This is a genomic window from Candidimonas sp. SYP-B2681 (assembly GCF_003971065.1).
In the GTDB taxonomy this organism is placed as follows: domain Bacteria; phylum Pseudomonadota; class Gammaproteobacteria; order Burkholderiales; family Burkholderiaceae_B; genus Pollutimonas.
The window spans coordinates 463852-483633 of record NZ_RYDV01000003.1; the positions used below are offsets into that span (position 1 = coordinate 463852).

At 56.6% G+C, this 19782-nt stretch carries 16 protein-coding genes and 1 other RNA gene; 2 read left to right on the forward strand and 15 right to left on the reverse strand.

Annotated features, from left to right (window positions below; all coding sequences use genetic code 11):
- Nucleotides 1–13: 13 nt before the first annotated feature.
- From EKL30_RS09425 to rnpB, 12 genes are all read right to left on the reverse strand, one after another.
- A complete protein-coding gene (locus EKL30_RS09425; RefSeq protein WP_126706950.1) occupies nt 14–961 on the reverse strand; it encodes a D-alanine--D-alanine ligase in 948 nt (315 codons plus the stop codon).
- A complete protein-coding gene (gene murC / locus EKL30_RS09430; RefSeq protein ID WP_126706951.1) occupies nt 958–2364 on the reverse strand; it encodes a UDP-N-acetylmuramate--L-alanine ligase in 1407 nt (468 codons plus the stop codon). Before murC ends, EKL30_RS09425 begins: the two co-directional genes overlap by 4 nt.
- Complete coding sequence (murG, locus tag EKL30_RS09435) at nt 2361–3440, reverse strand: undecaprenyldiphospho-muramoylpentapeptide beta-N-acetylglucosaminyltransferase (RefSeq protein WP_126706952.1); 1080 nt, start codon at nt 3438–3440, stop codon at nt 2361–2363. Before murG ends, murC begins: the two co-directional genes overlap by 4 nt.
- Nucleotides 3437–4630: a putative lipid II flippase FtsW gene (gene ftsW, locus EKL30_RS09440; RefSeq protein ID WP_126706953.1), complete on the reverse strand. Its 1194-nt coding sequence runs from the start codon at nt 4628–4630 to the stop codon at nt 3437–3439. The genes murG and ftsW overlap by 4 nt, the downstream gene beginning before the upstream one ends.
- Complete coding sequence (murD, locus tag EKL30_RS09445) at nt 4627–6159, reverse strand: UDP-N-acetylmuramoyl-L-alanine--D-glutamate ligase (RefSeq protein WP_126706954.1); 1533 nt, start codon at nt 6157–6159, stop codon at nt 4627–4629. The genes ftsW and murD overlap by 4 nt, the downstream gene beginning before the upstream one ends.
- Entirely contained in the window at nt 6156–7328 is a 1173-nt protein-coding gene (gene mraY / locus EKL30_RS09450; protein ID WP_126706955.1) for a phospho-N-acetylmuramoyl-pentapeptide-transferase, read from the reverse strand. The genes murD and mraY overlap by 4 nt, the downstream gene beginning before the upstream one ends.
- Nucleotides 7318–10113 carry a bifunctional UDP-N-acetylmuramoyl-L-alanyl-D-glutamate--2,6-diaminopimelate ligase MurE/UDP-N-acetylmuramoyl-tripeptide--D-alanyl-D-alanine ligase MurF gene (murF, locus tag EKL30_RS09455; protein WP_126706956.1) on the reverse strand — a complete coding sequence of 932 codons (2796 nt, stop codon included), beginning with the start codon at nt 10111–10113 and terminating at the stop codon, nt 7318–7320. The genes mraY and murF overlap by 11 nt, the downstream gene beginning before the upstream one ends.
- Nucleotides 10110–11846, reverse strand: a complete 1737-nt coding sequence (locus EKL30_RS09460; protein WP_126706957.1) for a penicillin-binding protein 2 — start codon at nt 11844–11846, stop codon at nt 10110–10112. The genes murF and EKL30_RS09460 overlap by 4 nt, the downstream gene beginning before the upstream one ends.
- The gene (gene ftsL / locus EKL30_RS09465; RefSeq protein ID WP_126706958.1) at nt 11843–12148 is read right to left on the reverse strand and encodes a cell division protein FtsL; all 306 of its coding nucleotides are present in this window, start codon (nt 12146–12148) and stop codon (nt 11843–11845) included. Before ftsL ends, EKL30_RS09460 begins: the two co-directional genes overlap by 4 nt.
- On the reverse strand, nt 12148–13215 hold the full coding sequence (rsmH, locus tag EKL30_RS09470; RefSeq protein ID WP_126706959.1) for a 16S rRNA (cytosine(1402)-N(4))-methyltransferase RsmH: 1068 nt from the start codon (nt 13213–13215) through the stop codon (nt 12148–12150). The genes ftsL and rsmH overlap by 1 nt, the downstream gene beginning before the upstream one ends.
- 8 nt (nt 13216–13223) lie before the next feature.
- Nucleotides 13224–13652, reverse strand: a complete 429-nt coding sequence (gene mraZ / locus EKL30_RS09475) for a division/cell wall cluster transcriptional repressor MraZ (protein ID WP_126706997.1) — start codon at nt 13650–13652, stop codon at nt 13224–13226.
- A 238-nt stretch (nt 13653–13890) separates the two neighbouring features.
- Nucleotides 13891–14302: RNase P RNA component class A (rnpB, locus tag EKL30_RS09480), an RNA gene on the reverse strand.
- A gap of 64 nt (nt 14303–14366) precedes the next feature.
- Between rnpB and EKL30_RS09485 the strand changes: the two genes are divergently transcribed.
- On the forward strand, nt 14367–16172 hold the full coding sequence (locus tag EKL30_RS09485) for an ATP-binding cassette domain-containing protein (RefSeq protein WP_126706960.1): 1806 nt from the start codon (nt 14367–14369) through the stop codon (nt 16170–16172).
- Nucleotides 16173–16254: 82 nt separating this feature from the next.
- On the opposite strand, the gene pyrC is transcribed toward EKL30_RS09485, so the two are convergent.
- Entirely contained in the window at nt 16255–17322 is a 1068-nt protein-coding gene (pyrC, locus tag EKL30_RS09490) for a dihydroorotase (RefSeq protein ID WP_126706961.1), read from the reverse strand.
- 33 nt (nt 17323–17355) lie between these two features.
- Nucleotides 17356–18555 carry a M20 aminoacylase family protein gene (locus tag EKL30_RS09495; protein ID WP_126706962.1) on the reverse strand — a complete coding sequence of 400 codons (1200 nt, stop codon included), beginning with the start codon at nt 18553–18555 and terminating at the stop codon, nt 17356–17358.
- Nucleotides 18556–18761: 206 nt separating this feature from the next.
- On the opposite strand from EKL30_RS09495, the gene EKL30_RS09500 reads away from it, so the two are divergent.
- The gene (locus EKL30_RS09500) at nt 18762–19034 is read left to right on the forward strand and encodes an SWIB/MDM2 domain-containing protein (protein ID WP_073110102.1); all 273 of its coding nucleotides are present in this window, start codon (nt 18762–18764) and stop codon (nt 19032–19034) included.
- Between the two features lie 71 nt (nt 19035–19105).
- Here the strand turns inward: EKL30_RS09500 and EKL30_RS09505 are convergent, their stop codons facing one another.
- Nucleotides 19106–19471, reverse strand: a complete 366-nt coding sequence (locus tag EKL30_RS09505) for a hypothetical protein (protein ID WP_126706963.1) — start codon at nt 19469–19471, stop codon at nt 19106–19108.
- Between the last annotated feature and the right edge of the window lie 311 nt (nt 19472–19782).

Here is a 19782-nt window from a genome sequence, read left to right on the forward strand (position 1 = left end):
AATATGCTCCTGTTCAGTTGACTAAGGGCCGCTGCACTTTGCAGCTCGCAGTGGACAATATCGCAACGCAGAGCTCGGCATAGCTCATTCCGGCGGCTTTTGCGCTCATGGGGACGAGCGAGTGGCTGGTCATGCCTGGCGATGTATTCATTTCCAGAAGCCAAGGCTTGCCGGCGCTGTCCAGCATGAAATCGGCCCGTCCCCAGCCCTCGCAAGACAGCGCCACATAAGCCTGCTCTGCAATATGAAGGATGGTGTCAGTCAGGACCGAATCGAGCTGTGCTGGACAAACGTATTGCGTATCGTTTGATACATATTTGTGCTCGTAATCGTAATTTCCGCCAGGAGCCACAATCTCGATGATCGGCAAGGCTCGGGCGGATTTGCCCTTGCCCAGAATCGCCACCGTCAATTCGCGGCCTTCAATGAATTGTTCCGCGAGCACTTCTTCATCGTAGCGGGCGGCCAGTTCGTAAGCCTGGCGCAGGGTGGCAAGCTCGTCGACCCGTGTAACGCCCAGGGTAGAACCTTCATGTGGAGGCTTGATGATCATGGGCAGGCCCAGCTCTTGTGCAACGCGCTCCAGATCGGAATCAGCGGTAAGCACTGCGTATTCAGGAGTCGGCAATTGCTGTTGCAGCCAGACCTTTTTGGTCATGATCTTATCCATCGATAAGCTGGAGCCCAGCGGACCGCTGCCGGTATAGGGAATGTTAAGCAGCTCTAGAGCGCCTTGCAGCGTGCCGTCCTCTCCGTAGCGACCATGCAAGGCAATGAAGACCTGATCAAAGCCCGCATTGATCAGGTCGACCAGTGTGTAGCGGCCCGTGTCGAATAGATGGGCGTCGATACCCGAATTGCATAGCGCCTCATGCACGCCTCGCCCCGACATGAGCGAAACTTCCCGCTCAGCGGAATGACCACCGTACAGGACGCCTACCCGCCCAAACTTACCTTTCATGCCAACTCTCCTATTTGGGCTGGTACTCGACTTATTGATCCGGCGCCCATTACGACGACGACATCCCCATCCCGGGCAAAATCAAGAACGGCTTGCGGCAGCTCGCCCACATCCTGAATGAAGACTGGTTCGACGCGACCGGCCACACGTAGCGCCCGGGCCAGTGCCCTGCCGTCGGCCGCCACCAGGGGCTGTTCGCCTGCCGCATAAACGTCGGTCAGCAGTACAGCGTCGGCAGAGCCCAGCACTCGCACAAAATCTTCGAAACAATCCCGTGTACGCGTGTAGCGGTGAGGCTGAAACGCCAACACGATGCGGCGCTCTGGCCATGCGCCGCGGGCCGCAGCGAGCGTGGCCGCCATTTCCACCGGGTGGTGGCCGTAATCGTCGATCAGCGTGAATGTTCCGCCGCCGTTCTGAGCCAGCACATTAAAGTCACCGGCCTGAGTAAACCGGCGTCCCACGCCATTAAAGTTGCCTAGCGCCTCGGCTATCGCCGCGTCGGGAACACCCAGTTCCGTCGCTATCGCAATGGCACCCAGAGCGTTGAGCACGTTATGACGCCCAGGCAGATTCAGCGTTATGGCCATCGGGGGCAACATCTCGATAGCGCCCTGCCTTTCGACATCGAAGCGCATTACGGTGCCATCTGCCCGGACATTCACCGCCCTTACCTGTGCCTCGGTATCGATACCGTAAGTGGTTACCGGCCGCGAGACAAAAGGAATGATTTCACGCACATTGGCATCATCGCTGCATAACACGGCGGTGCCGTAAAAGGGCAGGCGCTGCGTGAATTCGATAAATGCGCTTTTCAGCCGTGCGACGTCATGACCATAGGTGTCCATGTGGTCGACGTCAATATTGGTAATGATCGCCATTACCGGCAAAAGGTTCAAGAAAGAAGCATCCGACTCGTCGGCCTCGACCACGATGAATTCGCCCTGTCCCAGGCGTGCGTTGGCGCCAGCGGAATTTAACCGCCCGCCAATCACGAACGTAGGATCCAGGTCGCCCGCGGCCAGAACACTGGCAACCAAACTGGTAGTGGTCGTCTTGCCATGCGTTCCAGCGACGGCGATGCCGCGCTTCAAGCGCATTAGTTCGGCCAACATCAGGGCACGCGGAACGACCGGGATACGTGCAGCCCTTGCAGCGAGCACTTCCGGATTATCGGAAGATACTGCGGTGGACGTAACAATAGCCCCCGCCCCCTTGATGTTTTCTGCAAGGTGCCCAATGGTGATACGTGCGCCCAGGCCCACGAGGCGCCTGGTTACGGCCGATTCCTGCAGGTCGGAGCCGCTGATCGAATAACCCAGCGTCAGCATCACCTCGGCAATCCCGCTCATGCCGGATCCGCCTATGCCTACAAAATGAATGCTTTGAATTCGATGCTTCAAGCCTGTCTCCCGGCTACTGTTTGTTCACACGCATCTGCAATCTGCTGAGTCGCATTCAGACAAGCGTGTTCGTGCGCATGACGGCCGACTTCGGCCAATTCCTGGCGCGTAATCCCGCGCAGCCACTGGGCAAGCCAGTCCGCCGTCAGCTCTGATTGTTTCTGTAACCAACCGCCATGACATTCGCTCAGATAGCGCGCATTCGCGGTTTGGTGGTCGTCTATGGCATGAGGCAAAGGGATGAACAAGGCCGCCACGCCGACGGCGGCTACTTCGGCGACTGTCATGGCACCAGCCCGACAAATGACAAGGTCGGCATCCGCCAGAGCAGAGGCCATATCGTCAATGAAAGCGTGGCATTGAGCCTGAACGCCAAGGCGCTGATAATTATTGCGCAGGCTCGTCAGATGCTGTTCACCGGCCTGGTGGGTGACAATGGGCCGCTCCGCAGATGCAAGCTTAGCCAAGGCCTCGGGAATCGTTGAATTCAGCACAGCCGCACCCAGACTGCCGCCCACTACCAACAAACGCAAAGGACCACTGCGGCCAGCATAGCGCTGCTCGGAACGGACGATCTGCATCAACGCCTGCCGCACTGGATTACCCACCATGACCGCTCCGGGCAGCGCGCCCGGGAAGCCAACGAGCACTTTGCTGGCCAGTCGGGCGAGCCAGCGATTCGCAGTGCCTGCGACCGCATTCTGTTCGTGTACAACCAGAGGGGTACGCCGCAAGGCCGCCATGAGACCACCCGGGACTGCCACATAACCGCCCATCCCCAGCACGACGTCGGGCTGCACTCGCTTCAGGGTCTTCGCCGCCTGCCAGCAAGCCCGAGCCAGTGTGAACGGCAACTTCAGCAGCGTGACCACGCCTTTGCCTCGTAGTCCCGAGAAGCGAAGAGGCAGGAGCTCAAAACCCTGAGGGGGCACGAGCCTGCCCTCCATGCGTTCGGGATGTCCCAGCCACAGTACTCGCCAGCCGCGTGCTTTCATTTCGTGAGCGACCGCTAGACCCGGCATGATGTGCCCTCCGGTCCCGCCCGCCATGATCAGTAAGGTGTGGGTCGTGCTCATGTCCGTTTACCCCGCATGAGGTTGCGATTCTCGAAATCGACCCGCAGCAGCAAAGCGATCGCGACCAGGTTCATGACGATTCCCGATCCGCCATAGCTCACCATCGGCAAAGTCAGTCCCTTGGTCGGTAATAAACCGAGACACACGCCAATATTGATGAAGGTTTGAACGCCGAACCAGAGCGCCACGCCCTGTGCGACCAGACCGTTGAAAATACGGTCCATGGCGATGGCCTGACGCCCGATCTCAAAGCCGCGCCAGACGATAAAGACAAACAATGCAATAAGAGAGCTGACGCCCACAAAGCCTAGCTCTTCGCCGATTACGGCGACGATGAAGTCGGTATGCGCTTCAGGCAGGTAATGAAGTTTTTCAACGCTGGCGCCGAGCCCAACACCGAACCATTCGCCCCGGCCCAAAGCAATCAGGGAATGGGACAACTGATAGGCGCTACCATAGGCGTTATCGGGATTCCAGGGATCCAGATAAACAAACAGCCGTTCTCGCCGCCACGGCGAGAGCCAGATGAGCAGCAGGAAACTCCCGACCATTATGCCCAGCAACGCAGAAAACAGCTTGCCGTTAATGCCGCCGATGAAGAGAATCCCCACGGCGATCGCCACGATGACCATGAAGCCGCCCAGATCGGGTTCCAGCAACAGCACAATGCCGACCACAGCCAAAGCGCAAGCCATGGGAAGAAAGCCGCGCACGAAATTTTGCATGTGCTCCTGCTTACGGACGGTGTAGTCCGCGGCGTATAGCAATACTGCCACCTTCATGAGCTCGGACGGCTGAAAATTGATCGGCCCCAAGGGCAGCCAACGGCGAGCACCATTGACTTCTCGCCCTATACCGGGAATCAGAACAATCACCAGCAATAACAGACACAGCAGGAACAAGGGCACGGCCGACTTTTGCCAAACCCTCATGGGTATGCTCAAGGCGAATAAGGCACATACCAAGCCCACAACAATGAACAGGCCATGCCTGATTACAAAATAGAAACGGCCATAGCTTTCGTAGCGCGGACCATCGGCAAGCGCTATCGATGCTGAATAAACCATGAGCAGGCCGAAGAGCACCAGGGTGGTCGCGGCAAGAATCATGGACAGATCAAAGTTAGGCATGGTCGTACGGCCTGGCCTTACTGCGTTGACGCCAGAAGTGAGATCGGCGAACAGACTCATACGACCTCCCCTCGAATCAGCGCCAGTTCGTTCACCTCATCAACGAAACAACGGCCGCGGTGACCGTAGTTCTTGAACATGTCCATGCTGGCGCAGGCCGGCGACAACAGAACGGTATCGCCCGCTTGGGCCAGCTCGATACTGCGCGTGACGGCATGAGCGAGCGATGAAACGAGTTCGGCCGTAATGCCGGCCGCCGTCATGGCCTGCGCGATCAACGCCGCGTCTTCGCCTATGAGCAGTACTGCTCGTGTATACGTACGTGCCGCTTGCGCCAGGGAAGTGAAATCCTGACCCTTGCCCAGGCCGCCAGCAATCAGCACCACAGGATGGCCCATGCCTTCAAGCGCCGCTACCGTCGCGCCGACGTTCGTTCCCTTGCTGTCATTGACAAAATCCACCCCGGCTATCGTTCGCACGAATTCGGTACGATGCGGTTCGCCGTGATAATCCCTTAGCGCGTGTAGCATGTTCGCCCAGCCCAGGCCGAGACTGCGTACCAGCGCCAAAGCGGCCAATGCGTTCAGAGCGTTGTGCAGTCCTCGCACACGCAATGCTTCGACCGGCATCAACCGGGTGCTACGGCCACTGCTTCGTACGGGTTCTGACACCGGTTTTCTGCGCCGCGAGCCGGCTATCGGCTGATCGAAATCGACGGCGCTGTCGGCAGCTGCGAGCCATACAACAGCATTACTGTTTTCCAACCCAAGATCGCCTTCCAGTTCCGGAACATCCCGTCCAAAGCTGCGAACCATCAGGGACTTCACGTCGGGCACCATATCGAGCACGAGTGGATCATCACGGTTGACGATGGCGATCTTCGCCATCTGCAAGAGCTTGGCTTTGGCAGCCAAATACGCATGCATCGATCCGTGCCAGTCGAGGTGATCTTGCGTAACGTTCAGTACAACAGCGGCATCCACTATCAGTGTGGAAAGAGATTCGAGTTGAAAGCTGGATAACTCCAGCACCCAGACGTCAGGCAGTTCGTCGCTGGTCAAGGCATCGCGCAATGCGGTCAGTGCCGCTGGACCGATGTTTCCTGCAGCCCTGGCAGATAAGCCGCACGCTTCCACAAGCTGACGCGCCATGGCCGTGACGGTGGTCTTGCCATTGGTGCCGGTTACCGCCAACACCTTGGGCGAATACCCCTGTTTCGCCATGTCGGCCAATGCCCGCGCGAATAGTTCGATTTCGCCCAACACGTCGATATTTTGTTCAGCGGCGAGTTCCAGGAACTGCCTTACCGGCTCATGCGACGGGGACAGCCCAGGGCTTAGAACAATGGTGTGAACATCCTTCAGGGAGTCCGCGTCAAACGCATCTGGTCCAAGACGGAAGTCGACGCGCGACGCATCAAGGGCTGCTTTCAAATCTGAAAGGCCACCCGGCTGTAAGCGCGTGTCGATCACACGTAACGACGCGCCGTGTCCAGCACACCATAACGCCGCGGCCACGCCTGTTTCGCCCAGCCCCAAAATAAGGGTCAGGCCATCCACGCGCAGCGAAGGAAAATTCATTGCATTCATCGTAGTTTCAAACTTGCCAGGCCGATTAGCACGAGCATCATGCTGATAATCCAGAACCTCACAACCACCTGTGTTTCTTTCCAGCCACCGACTTCAAAATGATGATGCAAGGGCGCCATGCGAAATATCCGCCGTCCCTCGCCATAACGTCTTTTGGTGTATTTGAACCAGGCTACCTGCAACATCACAGATAGGGTCTCGACGACGAAGACGCCGCCCATGATGAAAAGGACGATTTCCTGACGCACGATGACCGCAATGGTTCCCAGTGCGCCCCCCAGCGCCAAAGCCCCGACATCGCCCATGAATACTTGGGCGGGGTAGGCGTTGAACCATAGAAAGGCGAGTCCGGCTCCCGCGATCGCGGCACAAATCACCATCAGTTCGGACGCGCCGGGTATATAGGGAAATAGCAGATATTTCGAGTAATCCACTCGCCCGACCACATACGCGAAAATCCCCAATGCACTTCCGACCATGACGGTAGGCATGATCGCGAGGCCATCGAGTCCATCGGTAAGATTGACCGCGTTGCTCGACCCCACAATCACGAACCACGTCAACGCCACAAAGCCGAACACGCCCAATGGATAGCTGACCGTCTTAAAAAACGGCACGATCAAGTCGGCTCGTGTGGGCAACGGCATGCTGAAGCCACTGAGCACCCAGTCGCGAAACAAAGGCCAAAGCTCGGCGTTGGCCGGAGCAGAAACAGCAAAGCTCAGATATATTGCCGCTACGATGCCAATAAGCGCCTGCCAAAAGAATTTGCGGCGCGACGACATACCTTCCGGATCTCGATTGACAACTTTTTTATAATCATCGGCCCAGCCTATCCACCCGAAACCGAAAGTCACGAGCAGAACCACCCAAACGAATCGGTTGGTCCAGTCGGCCCACAGCAAGGTACTGACCCCCACACCTATTAGGATCAGCACACCGCCCATCGTCGGGGTGCCGTTTTTCAAAAGATGGGACTCTGGTCCGTATTGGCGCACAGCCTGGCCAATCTTCAGTTCGGTAAGTTTGCGTATCACGCACGGACCGGCAAACAGTCCAATCAGCAATGCCGTGCCACACGCAAGCACGGCCCGAAACGTGATGTACTCGAAGACGCTAAAGGCGCGTATGTGGGATTCCGACAGCCATCGCGCCAGTTCAAGTAGCATGGCGGGTCCCTTCTTCTTTATTCATTGATTGGGTTTCGAATGCGTGCACTACTCGTTCCATATGTGTACTGCGCGATCCCTTAACCAGAATATTGGCAGGGACGAGCGATTTAAGATGACTGCTTAGCGCCTCGATCGAATCGAAGGCCTGGGCCTGAGGCCCGAATGCCCTGGCCGCAAATTTACAAGCGGGGCCGAATGTCAGAAGCACATCGATTGCGCGTTCGTGCGCGTACGCGCCGACTTCGGCATGCATTGCATCGCTATTGGCTCCGACTTCGGCCATATCTCCCAACACCAGGATTTTCTTTCCTTCCAGTTGCGCGAGGACGTCGATCGCGGCTCGTACAGAATCAGGATTGGCGTTGTAGGTGTCGTCTATGAGCTGGAAACCGTCGGTCAGCTGATGTGGCTGCATTCGGCCCGACACGGGACTGAAGGCTTCCAGGCCCAGGACGATGTCGGCGACCGGTGTTCCCGCAGCGCTGGCGCACGCTGCGGCCGCTAAGGCGTTGCGCAAATTATGCAAGCCCGGTGCAGACAGCACCAGGCCCGCATTTCCCTTCGGTGTGTGCAGTTGGCACACCGTGCGGGTAGCTTCCGCCTGTATCTCGTCGGCATAAACAGCAAAACGTGGTTCAAATCCAAAGTCGATCACTTTCCGCTTACCGGCCAAGCTGCGCCATAGATCGGTATAAGTATCATCGCCGGGAAACACCGCTACACCATCGGCTGGTAACGCGGTAATGACTGCGCCGTTCTCCGCGGCGACCGCTTCAACGGTGTGCATGAATTCCTGGTGCTCTCGCTGCGCGTTGTTAACCAGAGCCACGGTCGGCTGTGCTATGTTCGCCAAAAGCGCGATCTCGCCCGGGTGATTCATACCCAACTCAAGGACGGCGGCCCGATGCTGATTACTCATACGCAAAACACTCAACGGTACCCCAATGTCATTATTGAGATTGCCTTGTGTTGCCAGACTTGCTTCATCGCCGATCCAGGCACGAAAGATTGATGCAATCATTTCTTTGGTCGTCGTCTTGCCATTGCTGCCTGTGACGCCAATGACGGGCAAAAGAAACAGGCGCCGCCACGCCGTACTGATGCGAATCAGTGCTTGCCGTGTGTCGCCGAGCACAAATTGCGGTAACGTGACCGAGGCGTTGTAATGCGATACCACCGCAGCGCTCGCACCCGCTTCCTGGACTTGGGCCAGATATTCGTGACCATCGAAGGAGTCACCCTTCAGGGCAACGAACAACTGACCTGCACGAATGTTCCTGGAATCGGTGGAAAGCGTGAGTCCGCCGCGCCACGTCAGGGCAAAGCGTGCCCATTCCCGATCGTCGAACGCAACGCGCAGCCCTTGCGATTCCTGGTAGGTCTCATGTCCCTTGCCAGCCAGCAACACCACGTCGTTGATGTCTGCGTTCCAGATTGCTTCCATGATCGCAAGCGCTCTGTCGAGCTCGATATGCGGTGTGTGGGGCATACCTGCCCAAATCTGGTCGACAATCGCTTGCGGGTCTTCCATTCGCGGATTGTCATTCGTCACAATGATGGTGTCTGCTAATGTAGAAGCAATTCCACCCATCAAAGGGCGTTTGCCGTTGTCGCGGCCACCGCCGCAACCGAATACACAAACCAGGCGGCCGTTGCGTGCCTTCGCGACGTCTCGCAGCGCAACGAGTGCACGCTCGAGCGCGTCCGGCGTATGCGCGTAATCCACGACAACCAGCGGAGCGGTGTGGGTCGAATCAGAACCGCTTGGCGCGTCGACGATTTGCAGCCGGCCTTCAACAGAGCGCAACGTAGCCAGGACACGAGCTATTTGTGGCAACTCCCAGCCTAGCTGCTGTAAAACACCACTGACCAGCAGAAGATTGGAGATATTGTGCTCACCGACCAAGCGGGTCAACAACTGCGCTGTGCCATCGCCAGAGCAAAGCTTGAATACGAGCCCATAAGAACCGGTTTGTATTTCGTGGGCTTGAAGCGATGCTGCTGCGTCCCGGCCAAGCGAATACGTGACCGGATGCAGCAGGGAGGTCTTTTGTGCGAGTTCAACGCCCGCAGGATCATCCAGGTTGATGACTGCCGCGCCTAAACCCGGGGTTTCAAATAAGGCAAACTTGGCAAGCTTGTAGTTGTGCAGGGTACCGTGATAATCGAGATGATCGTGCGTCAGATTGGTAAACGCAGCGACCTCGATGTGCACATGGAGAAGTCGACCTTGCTCAATGCCAATTGAAGAGGCTTCCACGGCGACCACCGCCGCGCCCGCATCCCGCATAGCGGCCAGGCTGCGGTGCATCGTTAGAACATCGGGGGTGGTCAATGCGCCACCAAGATTCGTGCCATCGGGCAGACAGACACCCAGAGTACCGACAGTACCGCAGGGTATGCCTTCGGAATTCAGCGCAGATGCAATCCATTGCACACAAGTCGTCTTGCCGTTAGTGCCTGTAACCGCCACGACCGACAATGCCAGAGACGGTTCGCCGTACCAGAGATGCGCAATGAGGCCCAATAGTTCGTTCAGATCGGGGACTGCCAGAACGGGTGTCGGCGTATCCGGCAAGACTGTTATGTCGTCGCCTGATTGATAGACCACCGCTGCCGCACCTTGATCCAGGGCGTGCTGAATGAACAAACGTCCATCGCTTGCCAGGCCGGGACAGGCAAAAAATACATCGCCAGCATGAAGCTGGCGCGAATCCAAGCATAAATGCGCCGTACGGATCACGTGCTGGTTCAGCCATGAAATGATTTCTTGAGCAATCATGGCAACACGCTCCCTTTAGGGCCCGTCGCTACCAGGGACTCGATCGGAGCATCTGGCTGCACGCCCAATCGGCGCAAGCTGCTCGCCACCACATTCGCAAAAATCGGTGCAGCAACACGCCCACCGTAATAGGCTCCTGCTTGCGGCTCATCCAGCATAACGGCCACGACAATCCGCGGGTTAGAGACGGGGGCAAAACCTACAAATGAACTTCGATATTGCGACATACTATATTTACCATCAACAATCTTGCGGGCAGTGCCGCTTTTTCCTGCCACCCGATACCCTTGCACCTGCGCCAACTTCGCTCCGTCGGGGCCTGCCGCAGCTTCGAGCATGGCGCGGACCTGCGTGGCGACCTTAGGCGTATAGACCTGCACACTGGTGGGCTTGCCCGTGCGCTTGAGTAACGTCAGGGACACCATGTCGCCGTTCCGCGCCAATGCGGTGTAGGCGTGCGCCATCTGCAGCAGCGAAACTGACAAACCATATCCGTAAGCCATGGTCGCCCTTTCAATCGGACGCCAGCGTTCCCAAGGCCGCAGACGTCCCGATGCCACACCGGGGAAATTCGCCTGCGGCGCGCGGCCAAATCCAAGCTCTGTAAATTTGGTCCACATTTCCTGCGAAGTGAGTCGTTCGGAAATCATCGTCATGCCAATATTGCTGGAGCGACGCAGAATTCCGGCCACATTCAGCGTGCCATTCCGGCTTACGTCCGAGATCGTGGATCCCTGATAACGATACTGTCCGTTACCTGTTTCAAAAAGCGTAGAGGTCGAAACGCGATCAATGTCTAATGCAAGCGCCACCGTGAAGGGTTTCATGATCGAGCCGGGCTCGAATGTGTCGGTAAGCGCACGGTTGCGCAACACAGGCCCTTTGCGATCATCGCGGTCATTTGGATTGTAAGTCGGTAAATTAACCAGCGCCAGAATCTCGCCAGTTTGTACATCCAGAACAATGCCGGCTGCAGCTTTCGCCTTATTCTCGTCCATCGCTTTCTTGAGGGCGGTATAAGTGTCGAATTGCATGCCGGAGTCAATGGACAGACTCAGGTCCTGACCATTGACCGGCGGCACGATCGCCTGTACGTCTTCCACCACTCGGCCCAAACGGTCTTTAATGACACGGCGTGACCCGGGCTTGCCGGAAAGCTCGGAATTGAAAGCGAGCTCTACACCGTCGATGCCGTGATCCTCGATATTGGTAAATCCGACGACGTGTGCGGCGATATTGCCTTCTGGGTAGAAGCGCCGCATTTCCATCTGTTGATGGAAGCCTGGAATCTTAAGTGCGCGAATCTGGTCGGCAATTTCGACGGACACTTGCCGCTTGATGTAGACAAAACTTTTTTCGTTGTCGACCAGGCGGCTCTTGATATCTTTTACCGAGACATCGAGTAGTTTGGCCAGACTGGCCAATTGTGCTTCGGTGGCGGCACGCGTATCTTCAGGAATTGCCCAAATAGCGCGAACCGGCACGCTCGATGCGAGCACCACAGAACCGCTACTGTCGAATATCTTGCCACGCGTGGCAGGCAGCACCAAAGTACGTTCGTAGCGGCGTTCGCCCTGTTGTTGAAGGAACTCGGTAGACAGGCCTTGCAGATACAAGGCCTTGATCGCCAAAGCAGCGAAGCCGGCCATTAAAAGAATCAATACCAGACGCGATCTCCACAAAGGCATCTGGACATTCAGTACTGGGCTGTCATAGAAGCGGACGCGTTTCATGGACGGCCCTCGGCACGGCTGACCGGGGCCGGCTTGGAGGCAATGCCCTTGATGTAAATAGTCCGATCAGGAGAAGTCGTGACCATTTTCAATTCTTCACGTGCCACGCCGTCGATGCGCGCATTACGCGCCAGTTCGGCGCGCTCTAGCTGTAAGCGGCGCCAGTCGGTATCCAGTTCACGCGCCTTATCGTGAAGACTGTCCGTTAGCACAAACAATTGGCGTGACTGGAACCGGGCCGTCACAAGAGAAATGGCCGAAACCATTAGAAGAACCGCAAAAAGGGCACAGAGCCGACCCATTATTTTCGGCCCCGTTTGGTCGCCGTACGCCCGGCGACCAAACTCATGGCCGTCACGAAAGAGGCGCCCTGATCGGGAGGCAAAGGTGTTGCCGTACGCTCAGCGACACGCAGCACTGCCGATCGGGCCCGCACATTTTCAGTGGCCTGTTCAGGGGTAGGCAATACGCGGCCAAGCGAACGCAGGATGGGCTGTGGCATATCTTTCTCGAAAATGGGCAGGCGAGCGTGTGCCTCAGCCGGCCGCGCGGCTGCTGCGATGCACTGCTTGACCATACGGTCTTCAAGAGAATGGAAACTGATCACAGCCAAACGTCCTCCGGGCGCTAGTACCTTCAGAACTGCCGCGAGGGCGAGCGCGAGCTCCTCGAGTTCTTGATTGAGGTAAATCCGTATAGCTTGAAAGGTACGAGTGGCCGGGTGTTGACCCTTTTCGCGCGTACGGACGACACTGGCGACGAGCTCGGCGAGGTCGAGCGTTGTGCGCAGCGGCCTGGATTCGCGGCGAGCAATAATCGCCTTTGCAATCGGGAAAGCAAACCGTTCTTCGCCATATTTTGCTATGACCTCCTTTAACTCTTCCACGCTGACTTGCGCCAGCCATTGAGCAGCGGTAATCCCGCTGCTTGTATCCATCCGCATGTCCAGAGGACCTTCCCGCATAAAGGAAAAGCCCCTGCTGGCATCATCGATCTGAGGGGATGAAAACCCCAGATCAAGCATGACTCCATTAACCTTATCGATTCCGAGGCGTTCAAGCTGTTCGGGCATCGAACCAAAACCGCCATGAACGACGAGGACCCGATCGTCTTCACGCTGCAAGGCATGTGCTACGTCGATAGCTTCGGGGTCCTTGTCGAACACCACCAGCCTGGCCTTCGGAGATAAACGGGACAACAGAAAGCGACTGTGACCACCACGACCAAAGGTGCCATCTACGAAGATCCCTTCGGCCACTGCCTGCGGCATATCCTTGGCGGGCTCACGTTTTCTTTTGGCGCCAAAATCAGGGTCAACGAGGGCGTTAACCGTGGGCTCCAACAGCACGGATCGGTGCAAAAACTCCATAGGCGGATTCAAAAAGAAAATTGTTCCAGGACCGCGGGCATACCCTTGGCAAGATCTTCGGCCTCGCGACGCGCCCAAGCAGCGGAATCCCACAGTTCGAAATGGCTACCCATTCCCAAAAGCATGACTTCGCGGGTCAGACCAGCGGCACTGCGCAATTCTGGCGCGACCAGAATCCGCCCCGAACCGTCCATATCGACATCCTGCGCGTTACCAAGAAGCAAGCGCTGCAAGGGACGAGCCGACATGGGGAAGTTAGCTATTTGCTCGCGTTTTTCTTCCCACACCGTGCGGGGGTACACCAGCAAACAGCCATCAGGGTGACGCGTGAGGGTAAGACGGCCTTCTACTTGGGTAACAAGCGCGTCACGATGCCTAGTCGGAATGGCTATCCGACCTTTGGCGTCTAACGTCAGTGCGCTGCTACCCTGGAACAAAGTTTTTACCCCACTTTTTTGCACAAAAACCTACTTTTCCCCACTCTACGGTATGGAATGGAACTGGTCAAGTGCCGGGTTGCAATTTTTTCAATTACAACAAGCACTTAGGACCAACAATGACGTTGACGCGGGAAAAATATGTATTGGAATCAAGAAATTGGAGATGTAACTGCAAGTCCTTTATCATGAGACACGCAGAAACTATTGCAGAGAGATTGCATTTGCTGACATAAAAGAGTGAGGCAGGTCTATAGGCCGGATTCTGTACACCAGGCGAACCTGGTGGGCAATCATTCCTCTGGGCCCGGCATTGCTGCCGCGCTCTAGCCATCTACCCGCATACTCGAGCGAGCCGCCCTTGTGGCACTAGGCCAGACGTATGCCTATTTGATGTTGCTCCGGGTAGAGGTTGCCGCGTTTCACCCTGCTGCGCCGTATCGGGTTGCCCCAATACGCAACACGGAGATGGCCGTGTCAGTGCACACATAATGTGCCCGCGCCGCAGACTCGTCTCTGTGGTCCTATTCCTCAGCCCAGACAGCGGGCTTTCGCACACTGCTAGCTGGGCGGCCGTTAGCCGCTACCCTGCTCTATGGAGTCCGGACCTTCCTCGATGCCATAAGCACCGCGATTGCCCAACCTGCCTCACAAACTGCAGTGTAACCTGCGACAATAGCATCTTTACCCTCGATTACTGGTTTTTTTGTTTTTATGGCTGCCAACACTCTCATTACCCTAAGCGGCGTCCAGCTTGCCTACGGACACCACCCCCTGCTGGATCATGCTGACTTTGCAGTCCAGCCCGGCGAGCGTATTGGCCTGATAGGCCGAAACGGAGCCGGAAAATCCTCTCTTCTCAAGCTGCTCGATGGCCGCACTACGCCAGATGACGGTGAAATTATGCGGCTGGGTGGACTTAAAATCTCAACCGTCGAGCAAGAGCCCGACCTTGATGAGTCGCTTACCGTATTCGATACGCTTTGCGGCGACATCACCGAAAGCGAAGACTGGCAGCGGCCGTCGCGAGTCAATGCTCTCATCGAGCAGCTAGGGCTTTCCGCAGACGCGCTTATCGCCGGACTTTCGGGAGGCACTCGTAAGCGGGTCGCGCTAGCTCGGGCGCTGGCCGACGAACCCGATTTACTCTTACTCGATGAACCGACCAACCATCTGGATTTTGTCGGCATTGCCTGGCTTGAAAATCTGCTGATCAACGCTCGGTGCAGCTGCATCCTCATCAGCCATGACCGGCGGTTTCTCGACGCCGTGGCGACTCGCATCGTGGAACTGGATCGTGGCAAGCTTTTCAGTTTTCCGGGCAACTTTTCGACCTGGCAGCAACGCAAGGCCGAATGGCTAGAGGCCGAGAAACAGCAGAACGCCAAGTTCGACAAGGTATTGGCTCAGGAAGAAGCCTGGATACGCAAGGGGGTCGAAGCACGACGAACCCGTAACGAAGGCCGGGTACGCAGGCTTGAACAACTTAGACGCGAACGGGTATCACGACGCGAGCGCGTCGGTAACGTCAGCCTGGCCGTCGCCGAAGGGCAGCGATCCGGCAAGCTCGTTGTCGAACTCGAGAACGTGAGCCACAGCTACGGCGACCGTGTCCTGATAAGCGATTTCTCGACCACGATAATGCGCAAAGATCGCATCGGCCTCATTGGTCCCAACGGCGCTGGAAAAACCACCTTGCTGAAGATCATTCTGGGCGAGCTCGCACCCACAAGCGGTACGGTGCGTCTTGGAACCAACCTGACGGTCGGCTATTTCGATCAGATGCGTGCACAGCTCGACGAAAATGCGACCCTGGCGGACACCATCAACCCAGGAAGCGAATGGATTGAGATCGGCGATCAGCGTAAGCATGTCATGAGCTATCTGGAAGATTTCCTTTTTCCTCCCGCTCGCGCTCATTCACCGGTACAAAGCCTGTCAGGCGGTGAGCGCGCACGCTTGGTTCTCGCACGGATGTTTGCCCGCCCCACCAATATTCTGGTTCTCGACGAGCCTACCAACGACCTCGACATAGAAACCCTGGAATTGCTCGAAGACCTGCTTCAAGATTACCCGGGCACAGTGCTCTTGGTCAGTCACGACAGGGCCTTTCTTGATAACGTGGTGACGCAGACCTACGCGGCCGAAGAAAATGGACACTGGCAAGAATATGTCGGCGGCTACGATGAGTGGCTAGAGCAGCGTCCCCAACCACCGGATCCTGCCATCGAAAAGGCGCGAAAAAAAGAGGTGGCCGCCGCTGAACGCGCCAAGCCCGTCAAGGCAGCGCGCGTGACCTCATGGGAAGCACGCGAACTTGAGGAAATCCCCGACACCATTGCGCAGCTTGAGGCAAAGCAAACTGAACTTACTTCCCGGCTTGCCGACGGCAGCCTGTATCGCGAATCGCCTGAAGAGGTTGATGTCATCAACGAGCAGTTGCACGGTATTGAACAACAATTAAATACCTTATTTGCTCGTTGGGAAGTGCTGGAAGAAAAGAACAACGGCGGCGCCTGACGTTCGCGGTGGCCATGGTTCATGGTTGCTGCAGAAGGGGCTCGTTACCATGCCAGCGGCAGGTAACGAGCCCCTTCTGCTTTCAGGATTGGGCTGCGATGGTCCAGCCCAGCGTTTCTCCCGCGGCGAGCGGAACCACACTGCTCTCCGCCATCGGCAGTTCCGCTGGAATTTGGTAGTTTCCGCGGCGCAAAGTGAGCGTGCCCTGATTGACGGCGAGTCCGTAAAAAGCCGGGCCGTTAAGGCTGGCAAACGCCTCGAGCTTATCCAGGCGCCCAACCGTATCAAACGCCGTGGCGTAGAGCTCCATGGCATGCAGGGCGGTGTAGCATCCGGCACAACCACAGGCGTTTTCTTTCAGTCCCTTTGGATGCGGCGCGCTGTCGGTTCCCAAAAAGAAACGCCCTACGCCACTAGTGGCTGCCTCGATCAATGCAAGGCGATGCTTTTCGCGCTTCAGCACCGGCAAACAATACCAATGAGGACGGATCCCGCCCTGGAATAAGGCATTGCGGTTATACAGCAAATGATGGGCAGTAATCGTTGCCGCGACGGGGCCTTCTGCCTCACGCACATAATCGACGCCGTCGCTGGTCGTGAGATGTTCGAACACGACTTTTAGTTCAGGGAAGGCTCGCCGCAAGGGAATCATCACGCGGTCGATAAACACTGCCTCGCGGTCGAAGAGGTCTATCGCCGGATCAGTGACCTCGCCGTGCACAAGCAAAGGCATTCCGGATTTTTGCATAGCCTCTAGGGCAGCTGAGCACCGCCCTAACAGGTCGGTAACGCCCGCGTCGGAATTGGTCGTCGCTCCTGCGGGATATAGCTTGATGCCGTGTACGGCGCCCGACTGGCTGGCTTTGACGACTTCGGCAGCGCTGGTGTTATCGGTGAGATAAAGGGTCATTAGCGGGATGAAGGCGCCCTGCGCAATGCCAGCTTGGTCAAGGGCCTGAAAGATGCGCTGCCGATACGCCATGGCCAATTCAGTGGTAATAACGGGCGCCTTCAAGTTGGGCATGATGATGGCGCGGGCGAATTGCCGGGCGGTGTCGGCGACGACCGAATCGAGTACAGCGCCATCGCGCAGATGAAGGTGCCAGTCGTCTGGCCTTGTGATCGTGAGCGTATCGGTTGGGCTTTGCATGCTTTTATAAATTAGGATCGGACGAAACCCTTATTATGACCCGGATACCAACGGCATGCTGCGCTCGACCAGGCGACAAAACATGGCACTACCTGCCGGAATCACCGCATCGTTGAAATCGAACTCTGCGTTGTGCAAAACACAACCGTTTTCCGCCCCTCCCTGCCCCAGGCGGAAATACGCTCCAGGACGGCGCTGCAACATAAACGAAAAATCCTCCGAACCCATAGAGGGGATCAAGTTGGGCACGACCCGGTCGGGGCCGAACAGCTCGGTTGCTACGTCGGCCACGAATGCGGCATGCTCGGCGGTGTTGACCGTGGCCGGGAAGAGGCGATGATATTTCATGTGGATTTTTGCCATAAAGGCAGCGGCAATGCCATCAACGACTTCTTGCATACGTTGAATAATCTGTTCTTGAACTACAGGACTGAAGGTACGGACAGTGCCAACCATATGGGCATCTTTCGGAATCACGTTCATTGCCTGCAGATTTCCGGCGTTCACAGCAGCGACCGTGACAACGGCGGAGTCCGGAGCGGGCACGTTACGCGAGACTATCGTTTGCAGCGCCATGATGAGCTGCGCGGCGATAACGACAGGGTCGTTAGTCTGGTACGCATGAGCACCATGACCGCCACGCCCTTCGATATGGATTTCGAAATGGTCGGCCGCTGCCATCATGGGGCCCGGATTCACCCCGATGACGCCAGCGGGTAAACCGGGCCAGTTATGTAGTGCGTAAATCGCATCGCACGGAAAGCGTTCGAATAGACCGTCGTCCAGCATGGCCTTGGCGCCGCCCAGCCCTTCTTCGGCAGGCTGGAAAATCAGCACGGCCCTGCCATTGAAGTTGCGTGTCTCGGCCAGATACCGGGCCGCACCCAGTAGTACAGCTGTGTGACCATCGTGGCCACAGGCATGCATCACCCCAGGGTTAGTGGAAACGTAAGGCGGGTTACCGTGTTCCAGTATAGGCAGGGCGTCCATGTCGGCACGCAAGCCTATGCTGCGCCCCGTGTCGTTGCGCTTGCCGTCAAGGACTCCAACCACACCTGTCCTGCCGATTCCGCGGTGAACGGTGTATCCTAGAGCGGTAAGCGCATTGGCGACCAGCGTCGAAGTACGGATTTCCTGAAAACCCAGTTCCGGATGAGCATGAAGATCTCGACGAATTGCCGTCAGTTCATCGTGAAATAGGCTAATGGATTCGAACACACTTTTTGCGTACATCGAGTCAATACTCCTGGCAATACAAGCGCATGGTAAATAACCCAATGCAATTCAAAACATTACCATACCGCAACAGCAACCGACAGAGCCCAATAAAAGCGCGCCTCAGAGAGCAACTGACACATAAATTACTTGGTCTTTAGGCGACTCTCACGTTATGCTGCTGAGGAAACGTTTTTTCAACTATCAGTTAGGAGCCCTATTCTATGGCAACAACCGAGAAACCCGCCCGTAAACCCAATGCGGCGTTCATGAAGCCACTTACACCTAGTGCTACCTTAGCTGCCATTATCGGACCCGAGGCAGTCCCCCGCACTGAAGTCACCAAGAAAATCTGGGACTACATCAAAAAGCATGATCTGCAAGATCCAGCTAACCGTCGCAACATTAATGCCGACGACAAATTGCGCCCCCTGTTCGGTAAAGAACAGGTGTCAATGTTCGAACTTACCAAGCTCGTAAGCGGACACCTCAAATAAGGTGCTCGAACACATAAAAAAACGCTGACTGGCGATAACCAGACAGCGTTTTTTTTTGGGCAAATCAAGACCTAATATTCGGCGAACGGCGGCTGACTTGAAGCAAGGGCAAGCCAGCCCTTTATAACGCGATACACAACCCATATTAAAGCGATCACCCCGGTGATCCAGCCTATGAATATAAAGGTCGCCAGACCGCTGAGCAGGAACCACAGCAAGCCCCACCAGAAGGTCTTGATCACCCAATCGAAATGCCTGGCGTAAACAGTGCCCGTCGCATCAGCGCGCTTCAGATATGCCAGGACGATCGCAGCAATGGTTGCAATCCCGAAGAAGCCGGCACTTAGCAAACCCAATGAGAACAGCCCATAGATCACGTGGGTGAGGGTGCGCATTGATAAGCCGTTGCCATCTTCTGGTGGATACGCCTGGGTCATACAAACCTCCGGAAAAACAATGTAAGGGAAAGCGGACGGTATTGTTACCGCAGCGCTATTTTACCCGACTTGATTTATTGGCGCGCAATGCCTGGCAAGCCGGACGGATACGGTCAGACAGCGAGGCTGAGAGGGTATAGAGCTACGGCGCAGCACGGGTCTTGATGCCCCTGCGCGTAGGCCGGCATCCGGGCGCGTCGCGTTCGCCCAAACAAAAACCCCCCACTGGTTGCCCAGTGAGGGGTTTTCTTACAATAAGAGCCTGACGATGACCTACTTTCACAGACGTACGTCCACTATCATCGGCGCAA